The organism is Pseudomonas sp. Pseusp16, assembly GCF_047324915.1.
In the GTDB taxonomy this organism is placed as follows: domain Bacteria; phylum Pseudomonadota; class Gammaproteobacteria; order Pseudomonadales; family Pseudomonadaceae; genus Aquipseudomonas; species Aquipseudomonas fluorescens_CD.
The window spans coordinates 4,343,881-4,367,731 of record NZ_CP168522.1 but is presented as its reverse complement, the minus strand read 5'-3'; the positions used below and the strand labels follow the sequence as shown (position 1 = coordinate 4,367,731).

Annotated in this window: 20 protein-coding genes and 1 pseudogene; 12 read left to right on the top strand and 9 right to left on the bottom strand. The window is 60.5% G+C overall.

Going from position 1 to position 23,851, the window contains the following annotated elements:
- Positions 1–219: 219 nt before the first annotated feature.
- Positions 220–588: a glyoxalase superfamily protein gene (locus tag ACEN8Q_RS19900; RefSeq protein WP_413421696.1), complete on the top strand. Its 369-nt coding sequence runs from the start codon at positions 220–222 to the stop codon at positions 586–588.
- Between the two features lie 4 nt (positions 589–592).
- Here ACEN8Q_RS19900 and ACEN8Q_RS19895 read toward each other — a convergent pair whose 3' ends face one another.
- Entirely contained in the window at positions 593–1,621 is a 1,029-nt protein-coding gene (locus ACEN8Q_RS19895; RefSeq protein ID WP_413703629.1) for an AraC family transcriptional regulator ligand-binding domain-containing protein, read from the bottom strand.
- A gap of 209 nt (positions 1,622–1,830) precedes the next feature.
- Here ACEN8Q_RS19895 and ACEN8Q_RS19890 point away from each other — a divergent pair, with 209 nt between their 5' ends.
- From ACEN8Q_RS19890 to ACEN8Q_RS19865, 6 genes are all read left to right on the top strand, one after another.
- Positions 1,831–3,426 (top strand): FAD-binding oxidoreductase, encoded by a 1,596-nt coding sequence (locus ACEN8Q_RS19890; protein ID WP_413703628.1) that lies wholly within the window; start codon positions 1,831–1,833, stop codon positions 3,424–3,426.
- Between the two features lie 5 nt (positions 3,427–3,431).
- Positions 3,432–5,021, top strand: coding sequence for a glycerol-3-phosphate dehydrogenase/oxidase (locus tag ACEN8Q_RS19885; protein WP_413421690.1), 1,590 nt, complete (start codon positions 3,432–3,434; stop codon positions 5,019–5,021).
- Positions 5,022–5,041: 20 nt separating this feature from the next.
- Positions 5,042–6,610, top strand: coding sequence for an FGGY-family carbohydrate kinase (locus tag ACEN8Q_RS19880; protein ID WP_413421688.1), 1,569 nt, complete (start codon positions 5,042–5,044; stop codon positions 6,608–6,610).
- A gap of 243 nt (positions 6,611–6,853) precedes the next feature.
- Positions 6,854–8,143, top strand: coding sequence for a phospholipase (locus ACEN8Q_RS19875; protein ID WP_413703627.1), 1,290 nt, complete (start codon positions 6,854–6,856; stop codon positions 8,141–8,143).
- A gap of 60 nt (positions 8,144–8,203) precedes the next feature.
- Positions 8,204–10,159 carry a DUF1302 domain-containing protein gene (locus tag ACEN8Q_RS19870; RefSeq protein WP_413703626.1) on the top strand — a complete coding sequence of 652 codons (1,956 nt, stop codon included), beginning with the start codon at positions 8,204–8,206 and terminating at the stop codon, positions 10,157–10,159.
- Between the two features lie 161 nt (positions 10,160–10,320).
- A complete protein-coding gene (locus ACEN8Q_RS19865) occupies positions 10,321–11,694 on the top strand; it encodes a DUF1329 domain-containing protein (RefSeq protein ID WP_413421682.1) in 1,374 nt (457 codons plus the stop codon).
- 205 nt (positions 11,695–11,899) lie between these two features.
- Here ACEN8Q_RS19865 and ACEN8Q_RS19860 read toward each other — a convergent pair whose 3' ends face one another.
- Positions 11,900–12,604 (bottom strand): methyl-accepting chemotaxis protein, encoded by a 705-nt coding sequence (locus ACEN8Q_RS19860; RefSeq protein ID WP_413421741.1) that lies wholly within the window; start codon positions 12,602–12,604, stop codon positions 11,900–11,902.
- Positions 12,605–12,805: 201 nt separating this feature from the next.
- Positions 12,806–13,684, bottom strand: a pseudogene (locus ACEN8Q_RS19855) (methyl-accepting chemotaxis protein); the annotation flags it as partial.
- A gap of 394 nt (positions 13,685–14,078) precedes the next feature.
- Here ACEN8Q_RS19855 and ACEN8Q_RS19850 point away from each other — a divergent pair.
- Entirely contained in the window at positions 14,079–14,750 is a 672-nt protein-coding gene (locus ACEN8Q_RS19850; RefSeq protein WP_413421680.1) for a histidine phosphatase family protein, read from the top strand.
- Between the two features lie 34 nt (positions 14,751–14,784).
- Positions 14,785–15,618: a phosphatase PAP2 family protein gene (locus ACEN8Q_RS19845; RefSeq protein WP_413421678.1), complete on the top strand. Its 834-nt coding sequence runs from the start codon at positions 14,785–14,787 to the stop codon at positions 15,616–15,618.
- A 116-nt stretch (positions 15,619–15,734) separates the two neighbouring features.
- Here the strand turns inward: ACEN8Q_RS19845 and ACEN8Q_RS19840 are convergent, their stop codons facing one another.
- On the bottom strand, positions 15,735–17,174 hold the full coding sequence (locus ACEN8Q_RS19840) for an ArnT family glycosyltransferase (protein ID WP_413703625.1): 1,440 nt from the start codon (positions 17,172–17,174) through the stop codon (positions 15,735–15,737).
- Between the two features lie 162 nt (positions 17,175–17,336).
- On the opposite strand from ACEN8Q_RS19840, the gene ACEN8Q_RS19835 reads away from it, so the two are divergent.
- Positions 17,337–18,389 (top strand): metallophosphoesterase, encoded by a 1,053-nt coding sequence (locus tag ACEN8Q_RS19835; RefSeq protein WP_413421674.1) that lies wholly within the window; start codon positions 17,337–17,339, stop codon positions 18,387–18,389.
- Between the two features lie 189 nt (positions 18,390–18,578).
- Here ACEN8Q_RS19835 and ACEN8Q_RS19830 read toward each other — a convergent pair whose 3' ends face one another.
- Positions 18,579–19,985 carry a DUF2252 domain-containing protein gene (locus tag ACEN8Q_RS19830; protein ID WP_413703624.1) on the bottom strand — a complete coding sequence of 469 codons (1,407 nt, stop codon included), beginning with the start codon at positions 19,983–19,985 and terminating at the stop codon, positions 18,579–18,581.
- Between the two features lie 142 nt (positions 19,986–20,127).
- Here ACEN8Q_RS19830 and ACEN8Q_RS19825 point away from each other — a divergent pair, with 142 nt between their 5' ends.
- The gene (locus tag ACEN8Q_RS19825) at positions 20,128–21,036 is read left to right on the top strand and encodes a YeeE/YedE thiosulfate transporter family protein (protein ID WP_413703623.1); all 909 of its coding nucleotides are present in this window, start codon (positions 20,128–20,130) and stop codon (positions 21,034–21,036) included.
- Positions 21,037–21,089: 53 nt separating this feature from the next.
- On the opposite strand, the gene ACEN8Q_RS19820 is transcribed toward ACEN8Q_RS19825, so the two are convergent.
- The 3 genes from ACEN8Q_RS19820 to ACEN8Q_RS19810 all read right to left on the bottom strand — a co-directional run bounded on the left by ACEN8Q_RS19820 (position 21,090) and on the right by ACEN8Q_RS19810 (position 22,338).
- On the bottom strand, positions 21,090–21,338 hold the full coding sequence (locus ACEN8Q_RS19820; protein WP_413421668.1) for a hypothetical protein: 249 nt from the start codon (positions 21,336–21,338) through the stop codon (positions 21,090–21,092).
- 1 nt (position 21,339) lies between these two features.
- Positions 21,340–21,702 carry a DUF6124 family protein gene (locus tag ACEN8Q_RS19815; RefSeq protein WP_413421666.1) on the bottom strand — a complete coding sequence of 121 codons (363 nt, stop codon included), beginning with the start codon at positions 21,700–21,702 and terminating at the stop codon, positions 21,340–21,342.
- Between the two features lie 174 nt (positions 21,703–21,876).
- Complete coding sequence (locus ACEN8Q_RS19810; RefSeq protein WP_413703622.1) at positions 21,877–22,338, bottom strand: cysteine hydrolase family protein; 462 nt, start codon at positions 22,336–22,338, stop codon at positions 21,877–21,879.
- Positions 22,339–22,632: 294 nt separating this feature from the next.
- On the opposite strand from ACEN8Q_RS19810, the gene ACEN8Q_RS19805 reads away from it, so the two are divergent.
- Positions 22,633–22,896 (top strand): hypothetical protein, encoded by a 264-nt coding sequence (locus ACEN8Q_RS19805; RefSeq protein WP_413421662.1) that lies wholly within the window; start codon positions 22,633–22,635, stop codon positions 22,894–22,896.
- 209 nt (positions 22,897–23,105) lie between these two features.
- Here the strand turns inward: ACEN8Q_RS19805 and ACEN8Q_RS19800 are convergent, their stop codons facing one another.
- A complete protein-coding gene (locus ACEN8Q_RS19800; protein ID WP_413703621.1) occupies positions 23,106–23,642 on the bottom strand; it encodes a hypothetical protein in 537 nt (178 codons plus the stop codon).
- Positions 23,643–23,851 lie beyond the last annotated feature (209 nt).

Genomic DNA, 23,851 nt, shown 5'->3' with positions numbered 1-23,851 from the left:
CAGTGATGGCACTTTGAAATTAAAGATTGGCATTTCCGCGCCGAAGGACTGATATCAAACCTGACAACCATTCATTGTTCGGTTACGTATTCTGTAGGAGCGAGCTTGCTCGCGATGGACAAAAGAGCGCAGCGTTTACCCGGTAGACACGCGTCATCATTAACGACCATCGCGAGCAAGCTCGCTCCCACAGGTCTTTCACCGTCTGGGGGCAATCCGATGAGCTTCGGCAAAACCACTCCGGTCCTGCGTATTTTCGACGAAGCCAAGGCAGTGGAGTTTTACGTCGACTTCCTCGGTTTCAAGATCGACTGGCAGCATCGATTCGAAGCGAACTTCCCGCTGTACCTGCAAATCTCCCGTGGCGAATGCGTGCTGCACTTGTCCGAACACCATGGCGACAGCACGCCGGGTTCTGCACTGCGGATCGAGGCGGATGAGCTGGAGGCGTTTCAACAGCAACTGTTGGCCAAGCAATACAGCTTTTCCCATCCACAGATTCAGGCCATGCCGTGGGGCAGCCAGGACATGACCATCGCCGACCCGTTCGGCAATCGGTTGGTGTTCACCAATGCGATCAGCCTCTGAGCCTTTAGCTTTCGTTCGACACCCGGTGGGTTTGCCGAAACTCGCCGGGCGGCATCCCGCGCCGGCTTTTGAACGTGCGGTGAAACGAGCGGGGTTCGGTGAAACCCAGGTATTGGGCGATGTCCTGAATCGGCAGGGTGCTGTTGAGCAGGTAATGCTCGGCCAGTTCCTGGCGCAGATCATCAAGGATCTGCTGGTACGACGTACCGGCCTGATGCAACTGGCGTTGCAGCGTGCGCACTGACACGGCGAGATGCTCGGCCACCTGCTCCTTGCGTGGCAGACCTTCCTTTAGCAATTGGCGCAGGATGTTTTTGACCCGTTGTTCCAGCGATGCGTCCTCCAGTGTGGCCATCAATCCCAGGGCATGTTCTTCCAGCGTGCGCAGCAATTGCGCATCGGCCTGGCGCAATGGCAACTGCAAATACGGCAATGGGACAATCAGCGCCGAGTAAGGCTGGTCGAACAGTACCGGACAGTCGAAGAACTGCTCGTACTGTGCCAGCGTCGTGTCGGCCGGACGGGCATGTTCCAGCCAGACGGCGGCCGGAGACATATGCGTGTCGGCGATCCAGCGCGCGTATTGCAGCCAGGAGCCGAGCACGTTTTCCACCAGGTGCCGGCGAATTCGCGGGCGTTGGTGGCGGCATGTCCAGATCAGGTGCACGCCGCTGTCCTGCACCTCGGCGCGGCTCACGCCCATGTCTCCCACCAGCTTTTCGAACGGCATGATGCGGCTCATGGCGTCGCCCAGTGTCGCGCAGTTCATGGTGATGTAACCCAGCACGCTCCAGGAGTTGGGCAACACGAAACGCGCGGCGTTGAGACCGAACAACGCATCGCCCGAGTGTTCGCAGAAATAATCGAGCAGCCGTTCATGGGCTTCACCCGGCAACCGCAGGCTGTTGTCACTCAACTGCTGTGCCTGCAACCCGGCAGCCGCCAACGCAGGCTCGATGGCCATGCCCAGTTGTTCGGCATGACGCAGGTATTTGAGCAGCGGCGGAACTGAAGTGAAGCCCAGGGATTGCATGATCGTTTCCTTTGATCAAGGCCCGCGTGCGCGGATGAATGCCCTGAAAGGTAATTTGAAACCACGGCTAAAGTAAATGGCTGACGCTTGCGCGACGTTTGACTCAATTGGCTACTCGAACTGGCCGGATGCGACCGTGACACTTTCGGGCGGCGCACTAGTATGGGGGCCTGAAATATCACTGATCAGAACCGCAAAAGGACACACGCATGCGACGCTGGAACGGCTGGGGAGATGCAACCACGGTGGTCGAACTGCCGGCCCAGGGCGCGAGTTTTCTCGCTTGGCGGGTGGGTGACGGTCGAGCGCTGCCCGATGCGACGCTTGAGACGGCATTGGCCCGCGTACCCCCGTCGCGGTTGCAGCAACACTTCCTGTACAGCGTGGATGCCCATGATCGTTTGTTGCATGCGCGGGGCCAGAGCCTGCCGGACTGGCTGGCGTTGCGTGAGGGCGCGTTGGGGAATTATCCCGACGCCGTGGCCTATCCCACGAGCGCTGAGCAGATTCGCCGGTTACTGCTGCTCGCCCATGAACAGGACCTGTGCCTGATTCCTTATGGCGGCGGCACCTCGGTGGCCGGTCACATCAACCCGCCGAGTTCCGCGCGGCCGGTGGTCACGGTTTCCCTGGCCCGCATGAACCGCTTGCTGGACCTCGACGAAGAGAGCCTGCTGGCCACCTTCGGCCCCGGCACCACTGGACCGCAGGTGGAAAGTCAGCTGCGCGCCCGGGATTACACCCTGGGGCATTTTCCGCAGTCGTGGGAGCTGTCGACCCTGGGCGGTTGGGTCGCCAGCCGTTCCAGTGGCCAGCAGTCATTGCGTTATGGGCGAATCGAGCAATTGTTCGCCGGCGGGACCCTGGAAACCTTCGCCGGCCCATTGGAGATTCCCTCCTTCCCGGCCTCGGCGGCCGGCCCTGATCTGCGCGAGGTGGTGTTGGGCTGCGAGGGTCGATTCGGGATCATTTCCGAGGTGAAGGTACGGGTCAGCGCACTGCCCGCCGATGAGCGTTTCTATGGGGTGTTTCTGCCCGATTGGCCCAAGGCGCTGCAAGCCATCCGCCAGTTGGCCCAGGCGCGCGTGCCGCTGTCGATGCTGCGCTTGTCCAACGCGGTGGAAACCGAAACCCAGCTGGCGCTGGCCGGTCACCCGCAACAGATCGCCTGGCTGGAAAAGTACCTGGCCCTGCGCGGCGCCGGTGAGGGCAAATGCCTGCTGACGTTCGGCGTGACCGGCAACCGTCGGCAAAATGCGCTGTCCCTGCGTCAGGCCCGGCAGCACCTCAAGGCGTTCGGCGGGGTGTTTACCGGCACCTTGCTCGGCAAGAAGTGGGCGCAGAACCGTTTTCGTTTTCCCTACCTGCGCGAAAACCTGTGGAATGCAGGTTACGTGGTGGACACCCTGGAAACGGCCACTGACTGGAGCAACGTCGATAACCTCCTCACGCTCATCGAAAACAGCCTGCGCGACGCCTTGGCTGCCGAAGGCGAGCGGGTGCATGTCTTCACCCACCTTTCCCATGTCTACGGCGAAGGATCGAGCATCTACACCACCTATGTGTTTCGCCCGGCAGCGGACTACCCCGCCACCCTGGCGCGCTGGCAGGCACTCAAGCAGGCGGCCAGCCAGACCATCGTCGACAACCAAGGCACCATCAGCCACCAGCATGGCGTGGGCAAGGACCACGCGCCGTACCTGCGCCGGGAAAAGGGCGCACTGGCAATGGAAACCCTGCAGGCACTGAGTCGGCATTTTGATCCGGCCGGGCGACTGAACCCTGGCACGCTGTTGCAGGAGTGACGGCCATGAGCCTGGACTGGAACGCGGCGTGGCGACAGCAGGTGCTGCCGACGCTGGCGGATGAAACCTGGGACCTGATCGTCATCGGCGGCGGCATCAGCGGCGCCGGTATCCTGCGCGAAGCCGCGCGCCGTGGGTGGCGTTGCCTGCTGCTGGAGCAGCGCGATTTTGCCTGGGGCACTTCCAGCCGCTCCTCGAAAATGGTCCATGGCGGCTTGCGCTACATCGCCAAGGGCCAGTGGCGCCTGACCCGCGATTCGGTCCGCGAACGCCAGCGCCTGCTCGACGAAGCGCCGGGGCTGGTGGAACCGATGAGTTTCATGATGCCGCATTACCGTGGCGGTTTTCCCGGACCACGGGTGCTGGGTGGTTTGCTGTCCATCTATGACGCATTGGCCGGGCGGCGCAGCCATTGCTTCCACGACGCGCAGCAACTGCGTTATCTGGCGCCTGGGGTGAAGGAAGATGACCTGCTGGGCGGCACCTGTTTTGTCGATGCGCTGACCGATGATGCCCGGCTGGTGATGCGTGTATTGGGCGAGGCCCGGGCCGACGGCGCCGTGGTGCTCAACGGTATGCGGGTGCAGCGATTGCTGCGTGAAGAGGGGCGCGTTTGCGGCGTTCAGGTCGAGGACTGCGAGGGTGGCGGACTACTGACATTGCGTTGCGGTGTGCTGGCCGTGGCCACCGGCGCGTGGGCCGAGCGCTTGCGCCCGTCCGATGCCCCTCGCCAGTTGCGCCCGTTGCGTGGCAGTCATTTGCTGTTGCCGGGCTGGCGCCTGCCAGTGGCACAAGCCTTCACCTTTCTGCACGAGCGCGACCGTCGACCGGTGTTCGTTTTCCCTTGGGAGGGTGCCACGGTGGTCGGTACCACGGACCTCGATCATCACGGCGATCTCGACCAAAGCGCGAGCATCAGCTCCGAGGAACTCGACTATCTGCTGGCTGCCTGCAGCCAACAGTTCCCCCAGGCCGAGGTGGTCGCCGCCGACGTGCTGTCGACCTGGTCGGGCGTGCGCCCGGTGGTGGGCAGCGCTGCGGGTGAACTCAAGCCCTCGAATGAAACCCGTGAACATGTGCTGTGGCAGGAACCGGGTTGTGTGACCCTGGCCGGCGGCAAGCTGACCACCTTTCGCCCGCAGGCGATCGAAGTGCTCAAGGCCTGCGCGAACATGCTCGACCGGCCCTTCAATGACGACGCCGCGCCGGTGTTCGCCGTCGTGCCGCCGCTGGCGATCCCGGGGCTCAGCGCCAACCAGTGGCGGCGCCTGGCCGGGCGGCATGGCCGTGACCTGCCGAGGCTGGCGAAGCTGCTTGTCGAACTGGGCCATGACACCGTCGGCGGCACTGACACCTTGTGGGCAGAGCTGGCCGTTGCCTGCGATACGGAAATGGTCCTGCACCTGGATGACCTGCTGCTGCGCCGCACCCGCATTGGCCTGTTGCTGCCTCGAGGCGCCGAAGATTACTGGCCGGCGATTCGCCGACTCTGCCAGCCGCGGCTGGGCTGGGACGATGAGCGTTGGCAGCAGGAACAGCAGCGCTACCTGGCGTTGTGGCAACGCCATCATGGTTTGCCGGATGCCGCGCATTGATGCCCATTGAAGAGAGTTCCATGGATAACCACCCGAACAAGCGTTACCTGTTGGCCATCGACAATGGCACCCAGAGCGTGCGCGCGCTGCTCTTCGACCTGCAGGGCAATCTGCTGGGCAAAGGCAAGGTCGAGTTGCAGGCCTACTACTCGGCTCAACCCGGCTGGGCCGAGCAGGACCCGGAGTATTACTGGGCAAAACTGGGTGAGGCCTGCCAGCAGTTGTGGCAGCAAACCGGCATCGATCGCTCGCAGATTGCCGGTGTATCCCTGACCACCCAGCGCGGCACGGTGATCAACGTCGATGCCCAGGGCAAGCCACTGCGACCGGCGATTTTGTGGCTCGATCAACGCCAGGCCGAAGTCGAAGGCGGTATCAAGGGACCGTGGGGCTGGCTGTTCAAACTGGTCGGCGCGCAAGCCACGGTGGACTACTTTCGCGCCCAGGCCGAGGCCAACTGGATCGCCCGCCACCAGCCTGAGGTCTGGGCGGCAACCGACAAGTTTTTGCTGCTCTCGGGGTTTCTCACCCATCGCCTGTGCGGGCGCTTTGTCGATTCCGTGGGGTGTTGCGTCGGCTACTTGCCCTTCGACTTCAAACGCCTGAAATGGGCCGCACCCGCCGACTGGAAATGGCAGGCGCTGGCGGTGCGTCCCGAGCAACTGCCGAGCCTGCACAAGCCCGGTGAAACCCTCGGCTACATCAGCGCCGAGGCCAGCCGCCACACCGGTATTCCCGAGGGGTTGCCGCTGATCGCCGCGGGCGCCGACAAGGCCTGCGAAGTCGTGGGTTCCGGCGTCGTCGACGCCGGCACCGTGTGCCTTTCCTACGGCACTACGGCGACGATCACCAGTACCCGGTCGCGCTACCTGGAAATCGTCCCGTTGATTCCGCCTTACCCGTCTGCGGTGCCGGATCAATACAACTGCGAGGTGATGATTTATCGCGGTTACTGGATGGTCAGCTGGTTCAAGAACGAGTTCGGCCTGCGCGAGATGCAGCAGGCCAAAGCCCAGGGCGTGGAGCCTGAGCAACTCTTCGATGCGCTGGTCGACGCCGTGCCGCCGGGCTCCATGGGCTTGATGCTGCAACCCTACTGGTCGCCCGGCATCCGCGAGCCGGGTGTGGAAGCCAAGGGCGCGATGATCGGCTTTGGTGACGTGCATACCCGCGCGCACATTTACCGGGCGATCCTCGAAGGCCTGGCGTATGCCTTGCGTCAGGGCATGGAGAAGATCGAGAAACGTTCGCGGGTCTCCATCACGCGCTTGCGCGTCGCCGGTGGTGGCTCCCAGAGTGATGCCGCGATGCAACTCACGGCGAACATTTTCGGCCTGCCGGCCGAGCGTCCGCATGTCTACGAAGCGTCCGGGCTGGGCGCGGCCATTTGCTGCGCGGTAGGGCTGGGGCTGCACGCGGACTTCCCCACGGCGATGGCCGCCATGACCCGGGTCGGAGCGGTATTCATGCCGCAACCCGATGCGCAGCAGATCTATGAGCGACTGTACAAGGAGGTCTACCTGCGTATGTATCGACAGCTCAAGCCGCTGTACCAAAGCATCCGCAAAATCACCGGTTACCCCGCCTGAAAGAACACCGCAGATCCCCCCTGTGGGAGCGGGCTTGCTCGCGAAGGCGGAGTGTCAGTCAACATTGATTTCACTGACACACCGCCTTCGCGAGCAAGCCCGCTCCCACATTGGTCCGTGGTGTTTTTTTGCATCGAGGCGTGGCGCTATCGGAGAACTTTTCTGGTGAGTTTGGACAGTGTCAGGGCCCGGGTCGGTTGTTAGGCTCAACCCCCACGGCACATCCAATAAGAACCAAAAGCAATGAAGCTGACATTCCTCCTGTTGCTGCTTTGTGCAACGGCCCCGACGGCCTGGGGCTGGTCCAACCATACGGTGGGCAGCTACCTGGCGTTGCAGGACCTGCCGGCGTTGCGTGATGCGCCAACTGTCGAAGTCGAGCCACTGGAGCGGTTTCTCGCGCAGCAATATCAAGCCGTGAGCGCGTTACTCGACGAGCAGGAACGCTTCGCCCGCGAACACTTCGCCCAGTACCCGCCACGCCCCGACAATCTGCGATTGCCAGACGTACCTGGGGACAATCTGCGCCACGACTTCCTCACCGCGCTGCGGATCAATCCGCAGATTCATCTGGCGATGGTCATTCAACCGCTGCCCGGCCAGGATCTGCCTGAGCGTGAACACCTAATCGCCGAGCAGGTCATGGTCGAGCAGACCCTCTCGCCATGGAATCGCCAGCGCTTCATTCGCGTGACTGACAACGAAAAAGTCGCACCCCTGGCCGTGTTGGCCAGCGCCGCCGATGAGCCTGATTACGGCCACGACATCAACCTGTTCAGCGACAACCCCGGTGAAGTTGGCGCGCTGTACGGCTTCGGCCCGCAGCCCTTTGGTGACGCACGGTTTCAGTACAGCTCCCAGGCGCCGTTCCATATGGGCTTCTTCCATGAAAGCCCGGTGGTGTACGCCGCTGCCGGGTTTCTCGAACGCAGCTGGCCTGACTGGCGCGCCTACCAGTACATGGGCTTGGCGCGACTGGCCTTTGCCACCGGTCATCCTTATTGGGGTTATCGCTTTCTCGGCTGGGGCCTGCACCACATTCAGGACCTGACCCAGCCTTATCACGCCAAGCCATTGCCCGGCGTCGACCTTGCCAGTCTTCTTCTGTTGGAAGGCAAGGCACTGGCCGGTTTCGCTGCCGACAAGCAGGCGTCCATCGAACGCGTTGCGACCCGGCACATGGAAGTGGAGAAGTATCAGTCGACCTGGCTGCGTCGTTTGCTGCGTGCCGGCCAGCCCCATCCGATGCTCGACGCTTATGCCGATTCTGCCCGGGACGGCCATTACCCGCCGTACTCGGTGGACTACCTGCGCGAAGTGGTGAGTGCCGAGTCCGTTGACGAGTCCGCGGCGTTCGATGAAGCCATCGGTCAGTGGCTGGACTCGGCACCGATCACCAGCGATTTCAGCAACGGTAATCAGCTGCAGCGCGAAGATTTCGACCATCCGGCACTCAACCGGCAGTTGTTCAAACTGCTGGGGCATTTCGGTGCGCACAGCCGGGTTTATGTCACTGCGGGGTTGGCACCCTAGCCATCGCAGCCACATTGCCAGAACACAAAAACAATAAAACCAGGGGAAGGGGAACAGATCATGAAGATTCGATTTCGCCTGTCTGGCGCGGCGCTTCCTGGTGTCGGCCTGGCAGGGCTGCTGCAACTGTGCGCGGTCGACGGCGTGCAGGCCAAGGAGTTCAGCGTGCTGGACAACCAGATCACCGGTTCATTCGACAGTACCTTGTCCTACGGCCGCTTGTGGCGGGTCCAGGGCCGGGACAAGACCAACGATGACGTCAACACCAACGACGGCAATCGCAACTTCGACACCGGGCTGGTTTCCGAGGTGTACAAGATCACCTCGGAACTCGAGGCCAACTATCAGAACTACGGGATGTTCGTGCGCGGCACCGCGTTCTATGACACCCAACTGATGGACAAGCGCAACGATTACTTGCGCAACAACAAACCGTCGCAACCCAGTCAGAGTTTCCCGCAGGACGACCACTTCACTGACCAGACCCGCGATATCGCCGGCAGCCGGGTGGAGATGCTCGACGCCTACCTCTACGGCAACTGGGATGTAGCGCAGATGCCGCTCACGGCACGTATAGGGCGCCAGGTGTTCAACTGGGGCGAGGGGATTTTCTACCGTGGCGGGATCAACACCACCAACCCGGTGGATGCGGCCAAGTACCGTCTACCCGGGGCCGAAGTCAAGGAAGTGCTGGTACCGGTGGAAGCACTGAGCTTCAACATCGGCCTGACCGATTCCCTGACCATGGAAAGCTTCTACCAGACCAACTGGAAGGAAACCCGCATCGACCCGGTCGGCACGTTCTACTCGCAGACGGACCTGTTCGCCGACGGTGGCAACACCGCCTACAACAACTTTACCGGTACCGCGCTGGACACCCCGGTGCCGGGGTTCGGCAACGTGATCGATCTGTACGGTGCACTGGGCAACAACCCGGTACTCAACCAGGCCCTGAGGACTACCGGCCTGTACGCCAGCGGGGTTACCCCTGCCTTTGGCAACACCGTCAAGGTGGCCTCGGTCGGCAAGGATTTCAACGCGCGCAACGACGGCCAGTTCGGTTTTGCTTTTCGCTACATCGCAGAAGCACTCAACAGCACCGAGTTCGGGTTGTACATGGTCAACTACCACGCCAAGGAACCGACCATTTCTGCCGATCTGGGAGGGTACAAGGGCATCGACATGAATGCCCTGACCAACCTGTTGGCCGGTGTCGCCGGCAGTCAGGCGGGGCAACTGGCCAACGGCCTGGCGACCGTGGATGTGCTGGGCAACATACAGGCGCATCGGCGCTACGCCGAAGACATCCGCATGTACGGCTTCAGTTTCAACACCACCCTGGGCCAGGCATCGGTGTTCGGTGAAGTGGCTTATCGGCCGAACCTGCCCATCGGGGTCGCCGCCACCAACGACCTGATCGGCGACCTGGCCAACGGCGCTGCCGCCGCGGCAGCCGGCCAGACCATCAACATTGGCGGGCAGCAGGTCACGCTCGCCAGTCAGATCAATAACGCCCAGCGGGTGGAGGCGTTCAACACCTCCGTCGGCACCATTTACAACTTCGGTCCGAGCCTGTCGTTCGACTCGCTGTTCGGCGTATTCGAGCTGGCATCCGAACACTTGCGCGGCAGCAGCCTGCAATACACCGCTTTTGACGGCAGCACCCGTTACTTCGCTGGCACCGGTAACTTTTCCTATGTGTCCGGCGGCGAGCGCGACGACCAGGTCAACCGCAATTCCTACAGCTACACCGCGATGCTCAATGGCACCTGGAACGACGTGTATGCCGGGGTCAACGTCTCGCCTTATGTCGTCTACAAGGATGACTTCGAGGGCAACAGCTATCAGGCGGGCAACATCATCGAGGGCCGCAAGGCCTACACCCTGGGGATCAAGGCCAACTACCAGAACAAGCTGGAGGCCGAGCTGCAATACACCGAGTTCTATGGCGGTGGGCAGGACAACGGCCTGCGTGACCGCGACAACGTTGGCTTAAACCTCAAGTACTTCCTTTGATTGCTACACGCAAACCCTGTGTGGGAGCGGGCTTGCTCGCGAAAGCGGTGTATCAGGCGACATCTGTGCTGGATGTGCCGCCCTCTTCGCGAGCAAGCCCGCTCCCACAGGGGATCTGCTGTGTGTTTGCAGACCTGCGGCCTTTATTTCGGAGAACGATCATGTTTCACACTTCACGATTGACCAAGACCACGCTGGCGCTGCTCCTGAGCCTGGCCGCCGGCAGTGCGCTGGCCGCAGTCACGCCCCAGCAAGCCGAGCAATTGAAAACCACGCTGACGCCGCTGGGGGCCGAACGTGCCGGTAACGCGGCCGGGACCATTCCGGCCTGGACCGGCGGCATCACCCAGGCGCCGGCGGGCTACAAGCCGGGCCAGCATCACCTGGACCCCTATGCGGCGGACAAGCCACTGTTCACCATCACCAAGGCCAACCTTGAACAGTACAAGGCCCACCTCAGCCCGGGTCAGATCGCACTGTTCAACAGCTACCCCGACACCTTCCAGATGCCGGTCTATCCCTCTCGCCGCTCGGGTTCGGCGCCGCAGTGGCTGTATGACAACACCCTGAAAAACGCGACCTCGGCCAAGCTGCTCGATGGCGGGACCGGTTTTGCCGATGCCTATGGCGGTGTGCCGTTCCCGGTGCCCAAGGACGGGATCGAGGTGCTGTGGAACCACATCACCCGTTATCGCGGCATCTATGTGGTCCGACGTGCCTCCGAAGCGCCGGTACAACGCAACGGCAGCTTTGCGCTGGTGACCTCGCAGCAGGAGGGGCTCTTCAACTATTACCGCCAGGGCGGGCAGTTTGCCGACCTGAAAAACATCCTGTTTTACTACCTGGCGTTCGTGAAGAGCCCGGCCCGGCTGGCTGGCGGTGCGGCGTTGGTTCACGAGACCCTGGACCAGCTCAAGGACCCGCGCCAGGCCTGGGTCTACGACGCGGGCCAACGCCGCGTGCGCCGGGCGCCGAACCTCGCGTATGACACCCCGATCGCCTCATCCGACGGCCTGCGCACGGCGGACGATACCGACCTGTTCAATGGCTCGCCAGACCGCTACGACTGGAAGCTCAAGGGCAAGCAAGAGGTCTACATTCCCTATAACAATTACAAAGTCGGTAGCCCTGAGGTGAAGTACGCGCAGTTGCTCACACCGGGCCACCTCAACCCGCAGTTCACCCGTTATGAGCTACATCGGGTCTGGGTGGTCGAAGGCACGCTCAAGCCGGGCGCACGGCATATCTATTCCAAGCGTGTGCTGTTTCTGGACGAGGACAGTTGGGGCGCCGCACTGGTGGATCAATATGACGGGCGAGGGGAGTTGTGGCGGGTGTCGATGGCCTACCTGAAAAACTTCTACGACCTGCCCACCACCTGGAGTGCGCTGGATGTCTTCCATGACTTGCAGGCGCGTCGTTACTACGTGCAGAACCTGGACAACGAAGAGCCGGCCACAGTGGACTTCGCCCAGCCGGTGCCGGAAGACGCGTACTTCATGCCGTCGGCATTGCGACAGCGTGGTACGCGGTGAGGGCGTAAGCCTTGGAAAGTTGTAGTCAGTCAGACCACGATCGCGGAAAACCGGTCCTGTAGGAGCGAGCTCGCTCGCGAAGTACCTGCCAGCGCCGCGATCATTCAGAATGCACGCGTTATCGTTGACCACCATCGCGAGCAAGCTCGCTCCTACAGGACGAGCCTGTTCGCGATTGGATGGTCGATTCAGCGAGCGCTGAAGGTCAGACGCGGAAGTGGCTCACCATCTGCTGCAATTGACCACCCAGCCGCGCCAGCTCAACGCTGGACTTGGCGGTTTCATCGCTCGCCGCAGCAGTCTGCTCGGACACATCGCGCACATTGATGATGCTGCGGCTGATCTCTTCGGCCACGGCGCTTTGCTGTTCGGCAGCGGCGGCGATCTGCTGGTTCATCGACTGGATATTGGACACCGTGCGGGTGATGTTCTCCAGTGACTCGCCGGCCTTGCGGGTCAGGGCCACGCTGCTGTCGGTGAGGGTGCGGCTGTTGTTCATCACGGCCGATACTTGTTGCGTGCCGTTTTGCAGGCCGGCCACCAGGCCTTCGATTTCCTCGGTGGACTTCTGCGTGCGCTGGGCCAGGCCGCGGACCTCGTCGGCCACCACCGCAAAACCACGACCGGCTTCCCCGGCGCGGGCCGCTTCGATGGCTGCGTTGAGCGCCAGCAGGTTGGTCTGCTCGGCCACGGCCTTGATCACGTCCATGACGCTGCCGATCTTGTCGCTTTCCTGCTGCAGCACACTCATGGCTTCGGTGGAACGCACCACTTCGCTGGCCAGGCGCTCGATCTGGGCGATGGCTTCGTTGACCACCTTGTCGCCTTCACGGGCTTCACCGTCCGCCGCCGCAGCGGCTTGCGAGGCTTCTTCGGCGTTGCGCGCGACTTCCTGCACAGTGGCGGTCATCTCGTGCATGGCGGTCGCGACCTGATCGGTCTCGACTTTCTGACTGTTGACCCCGGCGCTGGTCTGCTCGGTCACGGCCGACAGCTCTTCGGCGGCGCTGGCGATCTGGGTGACGCCGTCGCGGATGCCGCTGATCAAGTCGCGCAGGGTCACGCCCATGCGTGCGATGCCTTGCTGCAACACGCCGAGTTCGTCGCGACGGGTGACCAGCACGTTCTGGGTCAGGTCACCGCTGGCGATGCGGTCGACCACCGCCAGGGTGTCGCGCAATGGACGGGTGATCTGGCGAGTGATGACCACGGCGGCAATGACGCCCACCAGCAACGCCAGCAACGTGCTGACCAGCTGCAAGGTGCGCGCCCGGGCGCTTTCGGCGTCACGACGGTCGAGCTGGATCTGATACAGCTGATCGCTCAGGGAGACGATGGCGGCGCCCTGGTCGGTCATTTCCTGGCGTGCTTGCACCGCGTCATTGCTGGCGGCCTTGTAGGCCTGCAAGGCGCTGCGGTAGTTACCCAGCGCAGCCTCCAGCTGACGCAGGGCGTCTTGCTGGGAGTCGGCGAAATGCGCGTTCAGCGGTTTCAGGCTGGCGATGGCGGCATCCAGTTGGCCGACTGCCTTTTGCTCGGTCTCGGCATTGGTACTGGCGGTATAGCCGCGCACTTCGTAGCGGGCCAGCAGAAACGCTTCCCTGGCAGCAGTAATGGCCTGGAACTGTTCAAAGCGCTGGTCGCTCAGCGGCATTTGCTGAACGCGGGTAGTGATGCCATTGATCAGCGTGTTGGCGGTTTCGGCGTTGGCACCCATGGCGTCGCGGGCGCTGTTGCCGGCGCGATAAGCGTTGCGCATTTTGCCGAGGGACACCTTGTAGGCGTCGATGACGGCACCCTGCTCTCGGAGCAGCTTGAGGTTTTCCGGGCTCTTGAACTTCGCCAGCAAGGCTTGTTGCTGGGCCGAGAAGGCGTCGAGGGTGGTCTGCACGCTCTGCGCGGCGGTTTCGTCGCCGTTGGTCAGCATGTATTGCAGGCGAACCACACGCAGTTTGGTCAGGCCGGCGTTGAGCTGGGTGATGTCGCTCATCCAGTTGCTGCGGTCGATCAGCCCGCCCAGGCTGGTCCAGCCGGTCAGGGCGAGGACGCAGGTCAGTGCCAGGACCAGGCCAAATCCCAGGCCCAGTTTCAGGTTCACGCTGATGTTGCCGAACCAGCTATTCATCAAATTCCTCCAGGAACGTAGTGCTTCTATTTCGTCGGTTGGCTGGAAGATTGTTTTTTTTGGGGGCCGCCAAGCTGTGTAAGCAAGATGTATCGGCAGCAATCCCGGGAGCTGAAAGGTTTTTGTGTGGCGGATTCTGTAACAAGGTTTTTGCAGCGTTTTAAGCTTTTTTTCACATGTCTTTCACCCGCCGACAACGCACGTTTCCTTAACCTTTGCGGATCTAATGAGGTGGTCCGTGCCGGCGAGGCGGCTTGATGTGGAATTAAGACTGAGTCTTTTCGGGATAAAACGCTCGATCGATCTGAACCGCTTCGCCCGTTATCGCAACGCTGCGGTGGTGTTGGCCTCGGCGCTGCTGGTGGTCCCGTTGATCGTGTTTTTGCTGCGTCCTGCCACCGCGCCCGACCTGGCCCACGGCAATGTGGCCGGTGCACAGGCTTTGATGACGGGATGGGCCAAGGGCGATGTGATCGTACTGGTGCGCCATGTCGAGCGCTGCGATCACTCCTCGGCGCCTTGCCTGGTTGGCAACGATGGCATTACCGCGCGCGCTCGCAGCGTTGCCGAGAGCCTCGGGGCACAGTTCAGACACCTTGGCCTGGACAAGGCCGATATCTACAACAGCCCGATCCTGCGCACGGCACAGACCGCCAACTTCATGTTCAACAAGGTTGGCACGGGGGAAGACTGGCTGATCAGTTGCAAGGGCACCATGCTGCGCGACGCGCTTGCGCACAAAGTGGCCGGGCGTAACCTGGTTCTGGTGACTCACAGCGAGTGCATGGAACAACTGGAAAAAGACCTGAAGTTACCGCCTACGACGCTGGGTTATGGCGCTTCGCTGTTTATTTCCGCCGAAACCCCGCAAACTCCGCGCATGCTTGGTTTCATCGATGCCTCTGACTGGAGCTCGGTGAACACTCATTGAGTTTTCCCCTCCTCTTTTTGAATCAGGATTCACAATGCAGACCGCTTCTCGCTACCGCTTTTACTGGGTGAATTTCGGTATTCCGCTGGCCTGCGCGGTCGCGGTGTTCCTGATGTTCGACATGACCAAAATCGACATTGCCTTCAACAATTACTTTTTTGATCCGGTGACGCAGACGTACCCGTTGGACCAATCCCATCTGTTCGAAAAAATTACCCATAAATGGGCGCGGATCATTCCGAACTGGACCGGTGAAATTGCGATTATCGGTGCCTTGCTGTCGTTTCTCTGGCCACGCCTGAAGGCGGAAAAGCACTCGAAAATCATCGCTTTCCTGGAAAAAATCAAAGTCGCACCGGTGCTGCGCTTTGCCACCCGGCACCGTCGGGACTTTCTCTATGTGGTGTTCGCGTTTTCCATCAGCACCGGGGTCATTCACTACCTCAAGGGCCACACCAGCGTGTACTGCCCGATCGAGACCACCCTGTACGGCGGCAAAATGGAGCACGTTGAGTGGTATGAAAATTTCGACCTGCTGAAAGTCGCCGGTGACGGTCGCTGCTGGCCGGGCGGACATGCATCGGGTGGTTTCACCATGCTGGCGTTGTACTTCGTGGCTCGCCGTTATCGCTGGCGCTATTCCAAGGCGATCATGTACGGCTCGCTGACCCTCGGTTTCATCTACGGCACGACGCGGGTGCTGCAAGGCTGGCACTACATGTCCCACACCCTATGGGCTGGGATCTTTGTGTGGCTGGCATGTTTGCTGACGGCGCTGGCGTTTTACGGGCGAGCGAGGCTGGAACAGCCGGTGCTTTCCAAAGCGCAGCAAGCAGTACCGGCTGCCCAGACTCAGCCAGTGAATTGAGTCCGCTTTGAACAGCGAAACCCGCAAACCGAAAGGGCTGCGGGTTTTTTATTGGCTGAGGAAATGTCAGCGGGTCATGGGTTGGGCGCAGCAAAGATCCAGCAGGAACGGGTGCCTCACTGCGCAACGAAGTAGTAGGCCTGACGCCCCACCATCATTGTCTTGAGCACCTTCAACGGTGCGGCAGGTTCTGTGTCGCCGGAGAGCACCGCGACATGATCGGGCGATTCACCCAGAAAATCGTGCAACTGCGACTCGGTATCGAGACCTTTGAGCACGCTGCGGGTATAGAACACGCTGGCGCCGCCCAATCGTTCAGTGGCCTGGTACAGGGCAACCTGTTGCCCATTGGCCTGCATCGACTGGATCTGCTCGGTCAGCGGCAGGAAGGACAATGTCCGGTCGGCATGAGGCATCGCCCATTGTGCTGCGGCGAAGTAACCGCAAATGACCACGGCCAGGGTGCCAACCGCCAGACCGTTACGATACCCGGCCACGCGACCGGTCCAGGTCGGGGAACCTTCACGGGACTTCAGGCGTTCGAGCAGCACGCGTGCATATTCGGCAGCGATCACCGCTGCTGCGGGCGTCAGCGACATCAGGTACACCGTACGTTTGCTCGACGCCAGCGTCAGCATCACAAATTGCGCCAGCAACCACAGGGCGAAGAACAGCAAGTACCGGTTAGCCACCAGGCTTTTACGAAAATGCCACAGGCCCAGATACACCAGGATATTCCAGGGCAGGAAGGCCTGGGGCAGTTTGACCAGGTAGTAATAGTACGGCTCGTGATGCCCCGCTTCGACGAAGGAACCACTGAAGCGACCGACACTGTTGGTCAACAGCACCTCGGTCACGGCATGGGCACCGTCGCGCTGGTACAGCATCGCGAGCCAGATCACCAGCGGTACCAGCCCCAGCAGCGTCAGCAGGCCTGGTCGCAGCCAACCAGCGACGTTCAGGCGCTTGTCCATCAGGCTGGTGACCAGCAGATACGTGAAGATCACCACACCCGGCATGGCCAGGCCCAGCACGCCCTTGCTCAGGGTCGCGATGGCGATCCCCGCCACAAAAAGCAGTCCGTTGCCGATGCCTGTTTGTCGTTGCCCCGCAAAGAACGCCAGCAACGCTGCGCTCACCCCGAGGGCGAGCAACGCATCTTCACCGACACCGCGCACGTTGCTCCAGTAGCTGGCCATGGTCGCCAGCAGAATCGCCGCCGCCCACGCGACACTAATGGGCCGGCCGAGCCGGCGCAGCATGGCGTACAGCAGCATCACACTGAACAGCCCGGCGAATGCAGACGTCAGGCGAACGGCCCACGGTGTACCGCCAAATGCACGAATTGCCCCGGCGCCGAGCCACAGGCTCAGGGGTGGTTTCTCCAGAAAGGGTTCGCTGAAAAGTCGCGGCGTCACCCAGTCATTATCCAGGTGCATTTCCATGGCGATTCCGGCGACCCGCGCTTCGGTGGAGCCTTGTAATTGGTGGTTGCCAAGGGCGAAGAAAAACAGCAGGCAACACAGTGCAAACAGCAGTGGGACAGGGCGCGACATGACTTCTGGCTACCGGAAAAGGAAGGCCGAAAAAAAGGGCTGGAAAAAGTATACGGAACGCTTTCTTAACAAAGCATGAACAACTGCTGTGATCTATTAGGGGTGAAGGTCGACCTTCATTTCGCCAGCCAGTCTGGCATTCGATGCCCGGTGAGTCCCTGATTGAATCGCACAAATTCCCCCTCGATTTTTGCCAAACGTCCGGTGCTCCGAAAGGTCCTGTCTGGCTCAGGCATTGTCTTCGCTCTCCTGCTGATCGCAGGTGGTTACTGGCTGTTCGTGCCGCCGTCACCCTATGTTCCGCTGAGCGGCCTGGACCCCGCGGCAGTGTCGTTGATCGCCGTGGGCGATCAAGGCAGCGGTGACTTGCAACAATGGCGAGTGGGGCAAGCCATGGAGCGCGTCGCGGCCCGGGAGGGGCGCCTGGATATGGTGGTTTTCCTCGGCGACAACTTCTACGGCAAGCCCTTGACCGGTACTCACGATTATCGTTGGGGAACCCGATTCGAGCGTGTCTATTGGGGGCACTGGCTCAGCCATGTGCCGTTTTACGCAGTGCTGGGTAACCACGATTACCCGGTGTCGCAAAAATACGAGATCGAGTACGGCCAACAGCACCGGGGGTCGGGTCGCTGGCAGATGCCGGCGAATTTCTACATCAAGGATTTCGGTGACGTCGACGGGCAGCCATTGGTGCGGATGGTGTTCCTCGACACTTCGGCGCCACGTGAAACTCTGCAGCAGCAAATCGACTTGATCGATCAGGCGTTCCAGGCGCCCGGACCGGCTCCGGTATGGCGAATAGCCGCGTCCCATCACCCGGTGCGCAATCAAGGTGAGCATGGCGAGGAGTCGGACCTGGTCACACGGCTGTTGCCAGTGTTGCAACGCAACCACGTCGATCTGCTTTTGTCGGGTCATGATCACAACCAGCAATTGCTGTTGCGTGCTGGTGAACCCGCGTGGGTGATTTCCGGGGCGGGTGGCCAGAAGCTGGATGTCCTGCCAACGCCAACGCCGAATAGCACCTTTACTGACTCGCGGGCTGGTTTTGCCAAACTCGACCTGAGTGCCACTCAACTCAGGCTGGGGTATTACAACGACCGAGGCGATCTGGAATCCGGTTATCGCTGGACCAGAGACTGCCAGTGGATGGCCAAAGGCTGTTTGCTGCCCGAGCAATCGCAAGGGAATGGCGCGCAAGCGGCACAGTGATGGGCGGTGTCGGCTGGATAAAACCACTGGTGGCCGTCAGACAAAATCCCAGGCAAAAAAAAGCCCGCGGGAGGGCGGGCAAACCGTAGTTTCTTGAATGAGCGAGGGCAATGTACAGGCAGGAACGCAAGCGTGGGGTGAAGAAAAATTCATTTCGGTCAAAGCCCCATACCAGAGCCTGCGACACAGCTACGGCAAATGATCCGCGGCAAAGTCGGCTTCCGACCGTGCACGCAAACGACCCTTGCGGCAGGCTTGCTGGAACTGCTCGAAATCGCGCTCGTTCTGCTCGGTATATCCCCGGGCATATTTGTAGAGCGCGTCGGCCAGTGCGTCGCTCTTGCCGATGTAGCCGCTGATCACCGCCGCGTGCCCGGAAGACTTGGCATGGGCGCGAGCCAGGGCCCGGCCGCAGAGTCGGCCATAGGCCGCGAAAGCTTCGCCATCGAAGGTCTCGAGTTCGGCGGAGATTTTCATGTCGCGCAATTGCCGCACATAAAAATGCCGCCCGCTGGGGCCGGTGGTCCAGCCGAGGAACAGATCGCTGGCCGATTGCATCAGCCGCTGACCGTCGACCACCCGCTGCCCTTCATGCCGCACCCGCGACTTGGCCTTCACGTAGCCGGCAAGCACCGAGCGCCGCGCCTCCTTGAATTGCAGGAACAACGGAAACTCCTGATCGTCGGTCAGCAGTGCCACCAGGCACCGGGTGCCGACACTGCCGACGCCTACCACTTTGAACGCCATGTCCTGAGCGTGAAAACGCGACACCAGATCACGGCGGTCCGCTTGCAGGGTGCCGCGATAGTCGCGCATGAAGGTGTCGTAGAGCGGACGCCAGTCCGATAGGCGCAACCAGTCATCATCGGCATCCAGCAGCGTGGTGTTCTTGTGCAGGTGGAAAATTTCCGGCAGGTCATCGCGAATGATCAGATGACCATGGGCGTCGCGTTCGCTGATTTTTGGCAGCAATTCGGCATGGGTACGACGTTCGGCTTTTTCGATGGCGCGCTGCACATGTTCCAGGGTGCTCTTGTTGGCCTGCGCCAGCAGGTCGTCATAGCTGATGGATTCGTACCAGGTTTCCAGCGAACTTTGTTCGGCGCATTCGAGCATGGTTTTCTGATAGGCGCCCACGACCTCATGGCAAACCGTGTCTTCAACCGACTCGCCATGCCGCAGATCGCGAGCCGCCACCAGGAAACTCGCCACCAGACGTTTCAAGTCCCACTCCCACGGTCCGGGATGGGCTTCGTCGAAGTCGTTTACGCTGAACAGCAGGTTGCGTTCAGGCGTTGCGAACCCGCCGAAATTCATCAGGTGGCTATCGCCGCAGATCGGCGAAACCAGCCCCATGTTCGAGGTGCCCGCCAGATCATGGGCCTGCAGCAACGCATTGCCACGATAGAAGGTGAACGGTGACACCAGCATGCGCCCGTAGCGTAACTCCACCAGCGATCTGACGCGTCCTTCACTCGATGCCTTGATCAGCGGTATCGGGTCGCGGGCGACATTGCCCAGGGATGCTTGCGAACCGCGCGAGCACTTCTTGCGCGCATCCTTGCCTTGCTTCAAGCGGTCGGTGAGGGTGGTCATGAGGGCCTATTCGACAAGTGTTGTAGGGCGTTTGCGGATTGAGTGTAGAAGGGCTTTGCGGGTTCATCCGAAGTGTTTGCCCAGCGACTAATCTGTCTGTCAGGCATCGACTCGATGCCACCACCTGGAAACAAGGAGGCCCGTGTTTTCATTGCCAGTTTCACTGCTGCTGGCGTTCCTTATCGGCTGGGTGTCTCAGCGCATGGGCATGTGCCTTGTCAATGCCATGGGGCTGCTGCTCAAACGCCGACCGACCCTGTTCGTGTCGCTGATCAGTTGCGGATTGTTCGGTCTGTTGCTCGCGCCGGTCTATGCCTTGTCTGGCGTCAGTCAGCCGCTGTTCATCCCTGAGGTTGGCTATCTGGCACTGGTCGGTGGCGGAGTGCTGTTCGGCCTTGCCTCGGTGCTCAACGACGGATGCAGCGTCGGTACTCTCACCAAACTCGCCAGCGGCAATCTAAACAAGGCCTTCACCATTCTCGGCTGGGTACTGGGGATCGTGCTGTGGCATCACCTGAACATGCTGACCGAACAGCGGGCGCTGCAAATGCCGATGATCACTGGCCGTCATTACTGGCTGGCCATCGGCATCGTGCTGCTGATTCTGCTGTTCCTGATCCGGATTCACGGCGACAAACACCTGGTGCTGTCGAGCCTGCTGCTGGGTGCACTGACCAGTGCCCTCTACACCTTCGAACCGCTGTGGACGCCCAGTGTGTTCTTCTACGATCTCTCGCAAATGTTCCGGGGCCCGGGCGACACCTCATTGACTACCCAGCGTGTGGCGGTGTTCGCCATGCTGATGCTTGGCATGCTCTGTTACACGTTGCATCGCCGCACGTTCAACTATCAGCGGTTCGCAGGGATGACCGCGGGCAGGCACCTGCTCGCGGGCGTGTTGATGGGGACCGGCGCATCGATGATGCTGGGTGGCAATGACTCGCAGATTCTATTGGTGTTTCCGACGCTGACCTGGGTGGGGACGGTGCCGTTGGTTTCGATTGTGTTGGGGATATTGGTGGGGGTTGGGGTTAAGCGGCTGCGTGCTTGAAATCGCGGCTCTGGAGTTGGACGACCTCTATGAGACCGTCCATTTTTCAAGGATCAAACCTGCATCTGCAATCGCCGCCCAACCACATCCAGCAAATCGCATCCATCGCGCAGGGACGTGACCAGCACCCGCGCCAGTTCGCTGTAAACACCCTCGTCAGTCGCGAGACTCTCCAGCAATTGCGTCGCGGTTCGAATGCGATAGGCGGCTGTTTCATGCAGCACATCCAGCGGCGCTTCGGTGTCGATCAGCAGCGACGCGATGGTGCAGTCGATGCCGCTCATCGGCATGTATCGATTCATCTCAAACCTCCACTTCATCAAGTGGCGCGACGTTGTCCAGCGCCCGATTCACCAGCAATTGCGCCAGCACGGCCAACTGCTGGATTGCCAGGGCGATGTTGCGACGCGAACTTTCAAGATCACAGGCAAGGTCGGTGCTCATGACGTTGAGCGAGGCGAGGGTTTCGCTGGCGTGGGTGAGCAGGGACGGCGTGTCGATGTTGGGGCGGAGGGTGAAGACGTGGCTGATGGGGTCGAGGTGATTGGGGTTGCGGAGGCGGGCGCTGATGGCGGGTTCGGTGGTGTTGGAGAGGTTGGATAAGTCGGGTGTTTTGGTAGTTGGATCAGATGTAGAGTCTTGTGGGATGGGGCTGTGTTTTTTCATTATGGAGATCCTGGTCAATTCATAGGAGCTGCCCCGGTTTTCAGTCTGTCAAAACTGATCGCTGATTTGCAGCGATCGGTAAAGGTTATCGTCGAGAAGAAGCGCCCGCCAGTTCATGAAAGGCGATGCGTTTTGCGGGAAATGTCCTAGGACGCGGTGAAGTTGTTGCACCGATCACAGGTCACTCGATCTCACCGTGTGCTTGAAATGATGTTCCCAAAGCCTGACCCCTAACCCGCCGCTCCGGTCCAGCGACGACCCCATCGTCAAATCCGTAATCAACGTCGGCTGTAAGCCCGCATCAAACAACGCAAACCCCGCCGCCAGGCAGCAGGTTTCGGTCTGCAGGCCGCAGACCAGTACGCGCTCGACGTTCAGGCTTTTCAGGTAGTCGATGGTTTGCGCTGTGGGCGCGTAGCCGTGCTTGATGAAAATGCGGTCGGCGGGGATCAGGCTGTCATCGTCCGGCGCGGGGTGCCAGCCGAGCTGTTTTTCAAAGGGGGTGATGGACTCATCATGACGCTCGACCGTGGCGGCACTGGGCAAGGTTCCGATGAGTGCCTGGATACCGTCGACCAGCCACTGCGGCGGGGCGAAGCCGGGTTGAACGTCGATGATCAGGAGGGCTTGGTGCATGGGCTTCCCGGGGCGATGGCCGTGAGATTGGCGACTTTGGATGCAGCATATTCTGGAGGGTTTCGCAGGCTTCTTCGCGGACAGGCTAGATGCAAAGCCTGGTCGTTAGCGTTGCCCATATTGCAATCATGCACATAACAACCATTGCGCGACTGCTGATGCGACCCTATCGTCGGATTTTACGTACCACAACGTGGTTTGGTGAGTTGTGAGCGTACGATGTAATGCACGTTTTCGCTGGGCTCTTCGGTGAGTGAACGAAGCGATTGAGCGGTATGGAATTGGAGACAAATCATGATTCGCAAGCGCTACTTGAAAGCCTTGGCAATGCTGCTCATCGCCGCTGGCGTGCAGTGGGTGACGCTACCTGCGTCCGCGACCGAGCAGGGTCAACAACGGCGTGAGGCCCGCGATACCAGGCAGGAAGGGCGCTCCGCTGCCCGGCAAACCAAGGATGACTGTAGAAGGGGCAATGACAAGAGCAACGTAGAATGTCGCCAGGACAAGCGCAGTACCAAGCAGGATACCCGTCGCACAGCCCGGGACATCAAGTACTGATCGTTAGCGTGAGGCCTGCTTCATACGGTTGCAGGGTTTGCGATACAGCCAGAAACAACAAAGCCCGCACAGGGCGGGCTTCGTTGGTGTCTCAATTGGTGGAGCCGGGGTCGTTTGAACTCATGGCTTTAGGCTCAGTAAACATTGGTTCTAAACACAGTGACAAATTTTAGGGATACAGGATGGGATACAAGGTGTAGGCGCTTTGATCACCTGTCTGGGCTATTTTTACCTCTATGTCCTTTCGTACCAAGAGCATTGGCTGCAGTGAATGGCTTGAAGGACGACATCTCATTCATTTTCGCTCGGAAAGCCCGGCGCTCACTCTCTTGTTTGAATATCACTATCTCCCACGATTGTAGTGTTTCGTCCTCCAGCAAGTGTTTTCGGACATGCCAAAGGATCTCCCTAGCGTTTGGGGCGGTAGGTGCATGGGCCAAAGTTTTGGTGAGCAATCGCAGGATGTCCGTCGGAAGCCATAGATAGGCTTCAAATGTAAGCTTGTTGAGAGTTCTCTGGTCGTCAGGAAAGCTCATCCATTCAGCCAGAAGTGAAGCGATTGCTTCGGACTTCACTCGGATCTGTTCAGATTTTTTCCACTCTTCGAGCTTCACCGCGTACTCATGACCGATCGATTGCTTGATCCTCTCCGCGAACCAGGTTCTCAGTAGCCAGAGAACGATACCCATGCCTGTGATACCGCCAGCACTGCCGAGCATTGCCGCCCATATCAAATCCAGATTCATGTCTCACTCCATCGGGTTGAGCGCGTCGATTTACATTGTGTGTTCACCTCCACCATCAGGAGAGGGTGCCAAAATGTTTTAGCAGATCCCTTGAAACCTGCCTGTTCCGCAGCACTGCGATGTGCAAGGTTTTGAGCGACCTGAATTGGGAAAACCGCTGGGGACCCTGGCGATAATCAGATGACACGGGGTCGGAAACCCGCGGGATC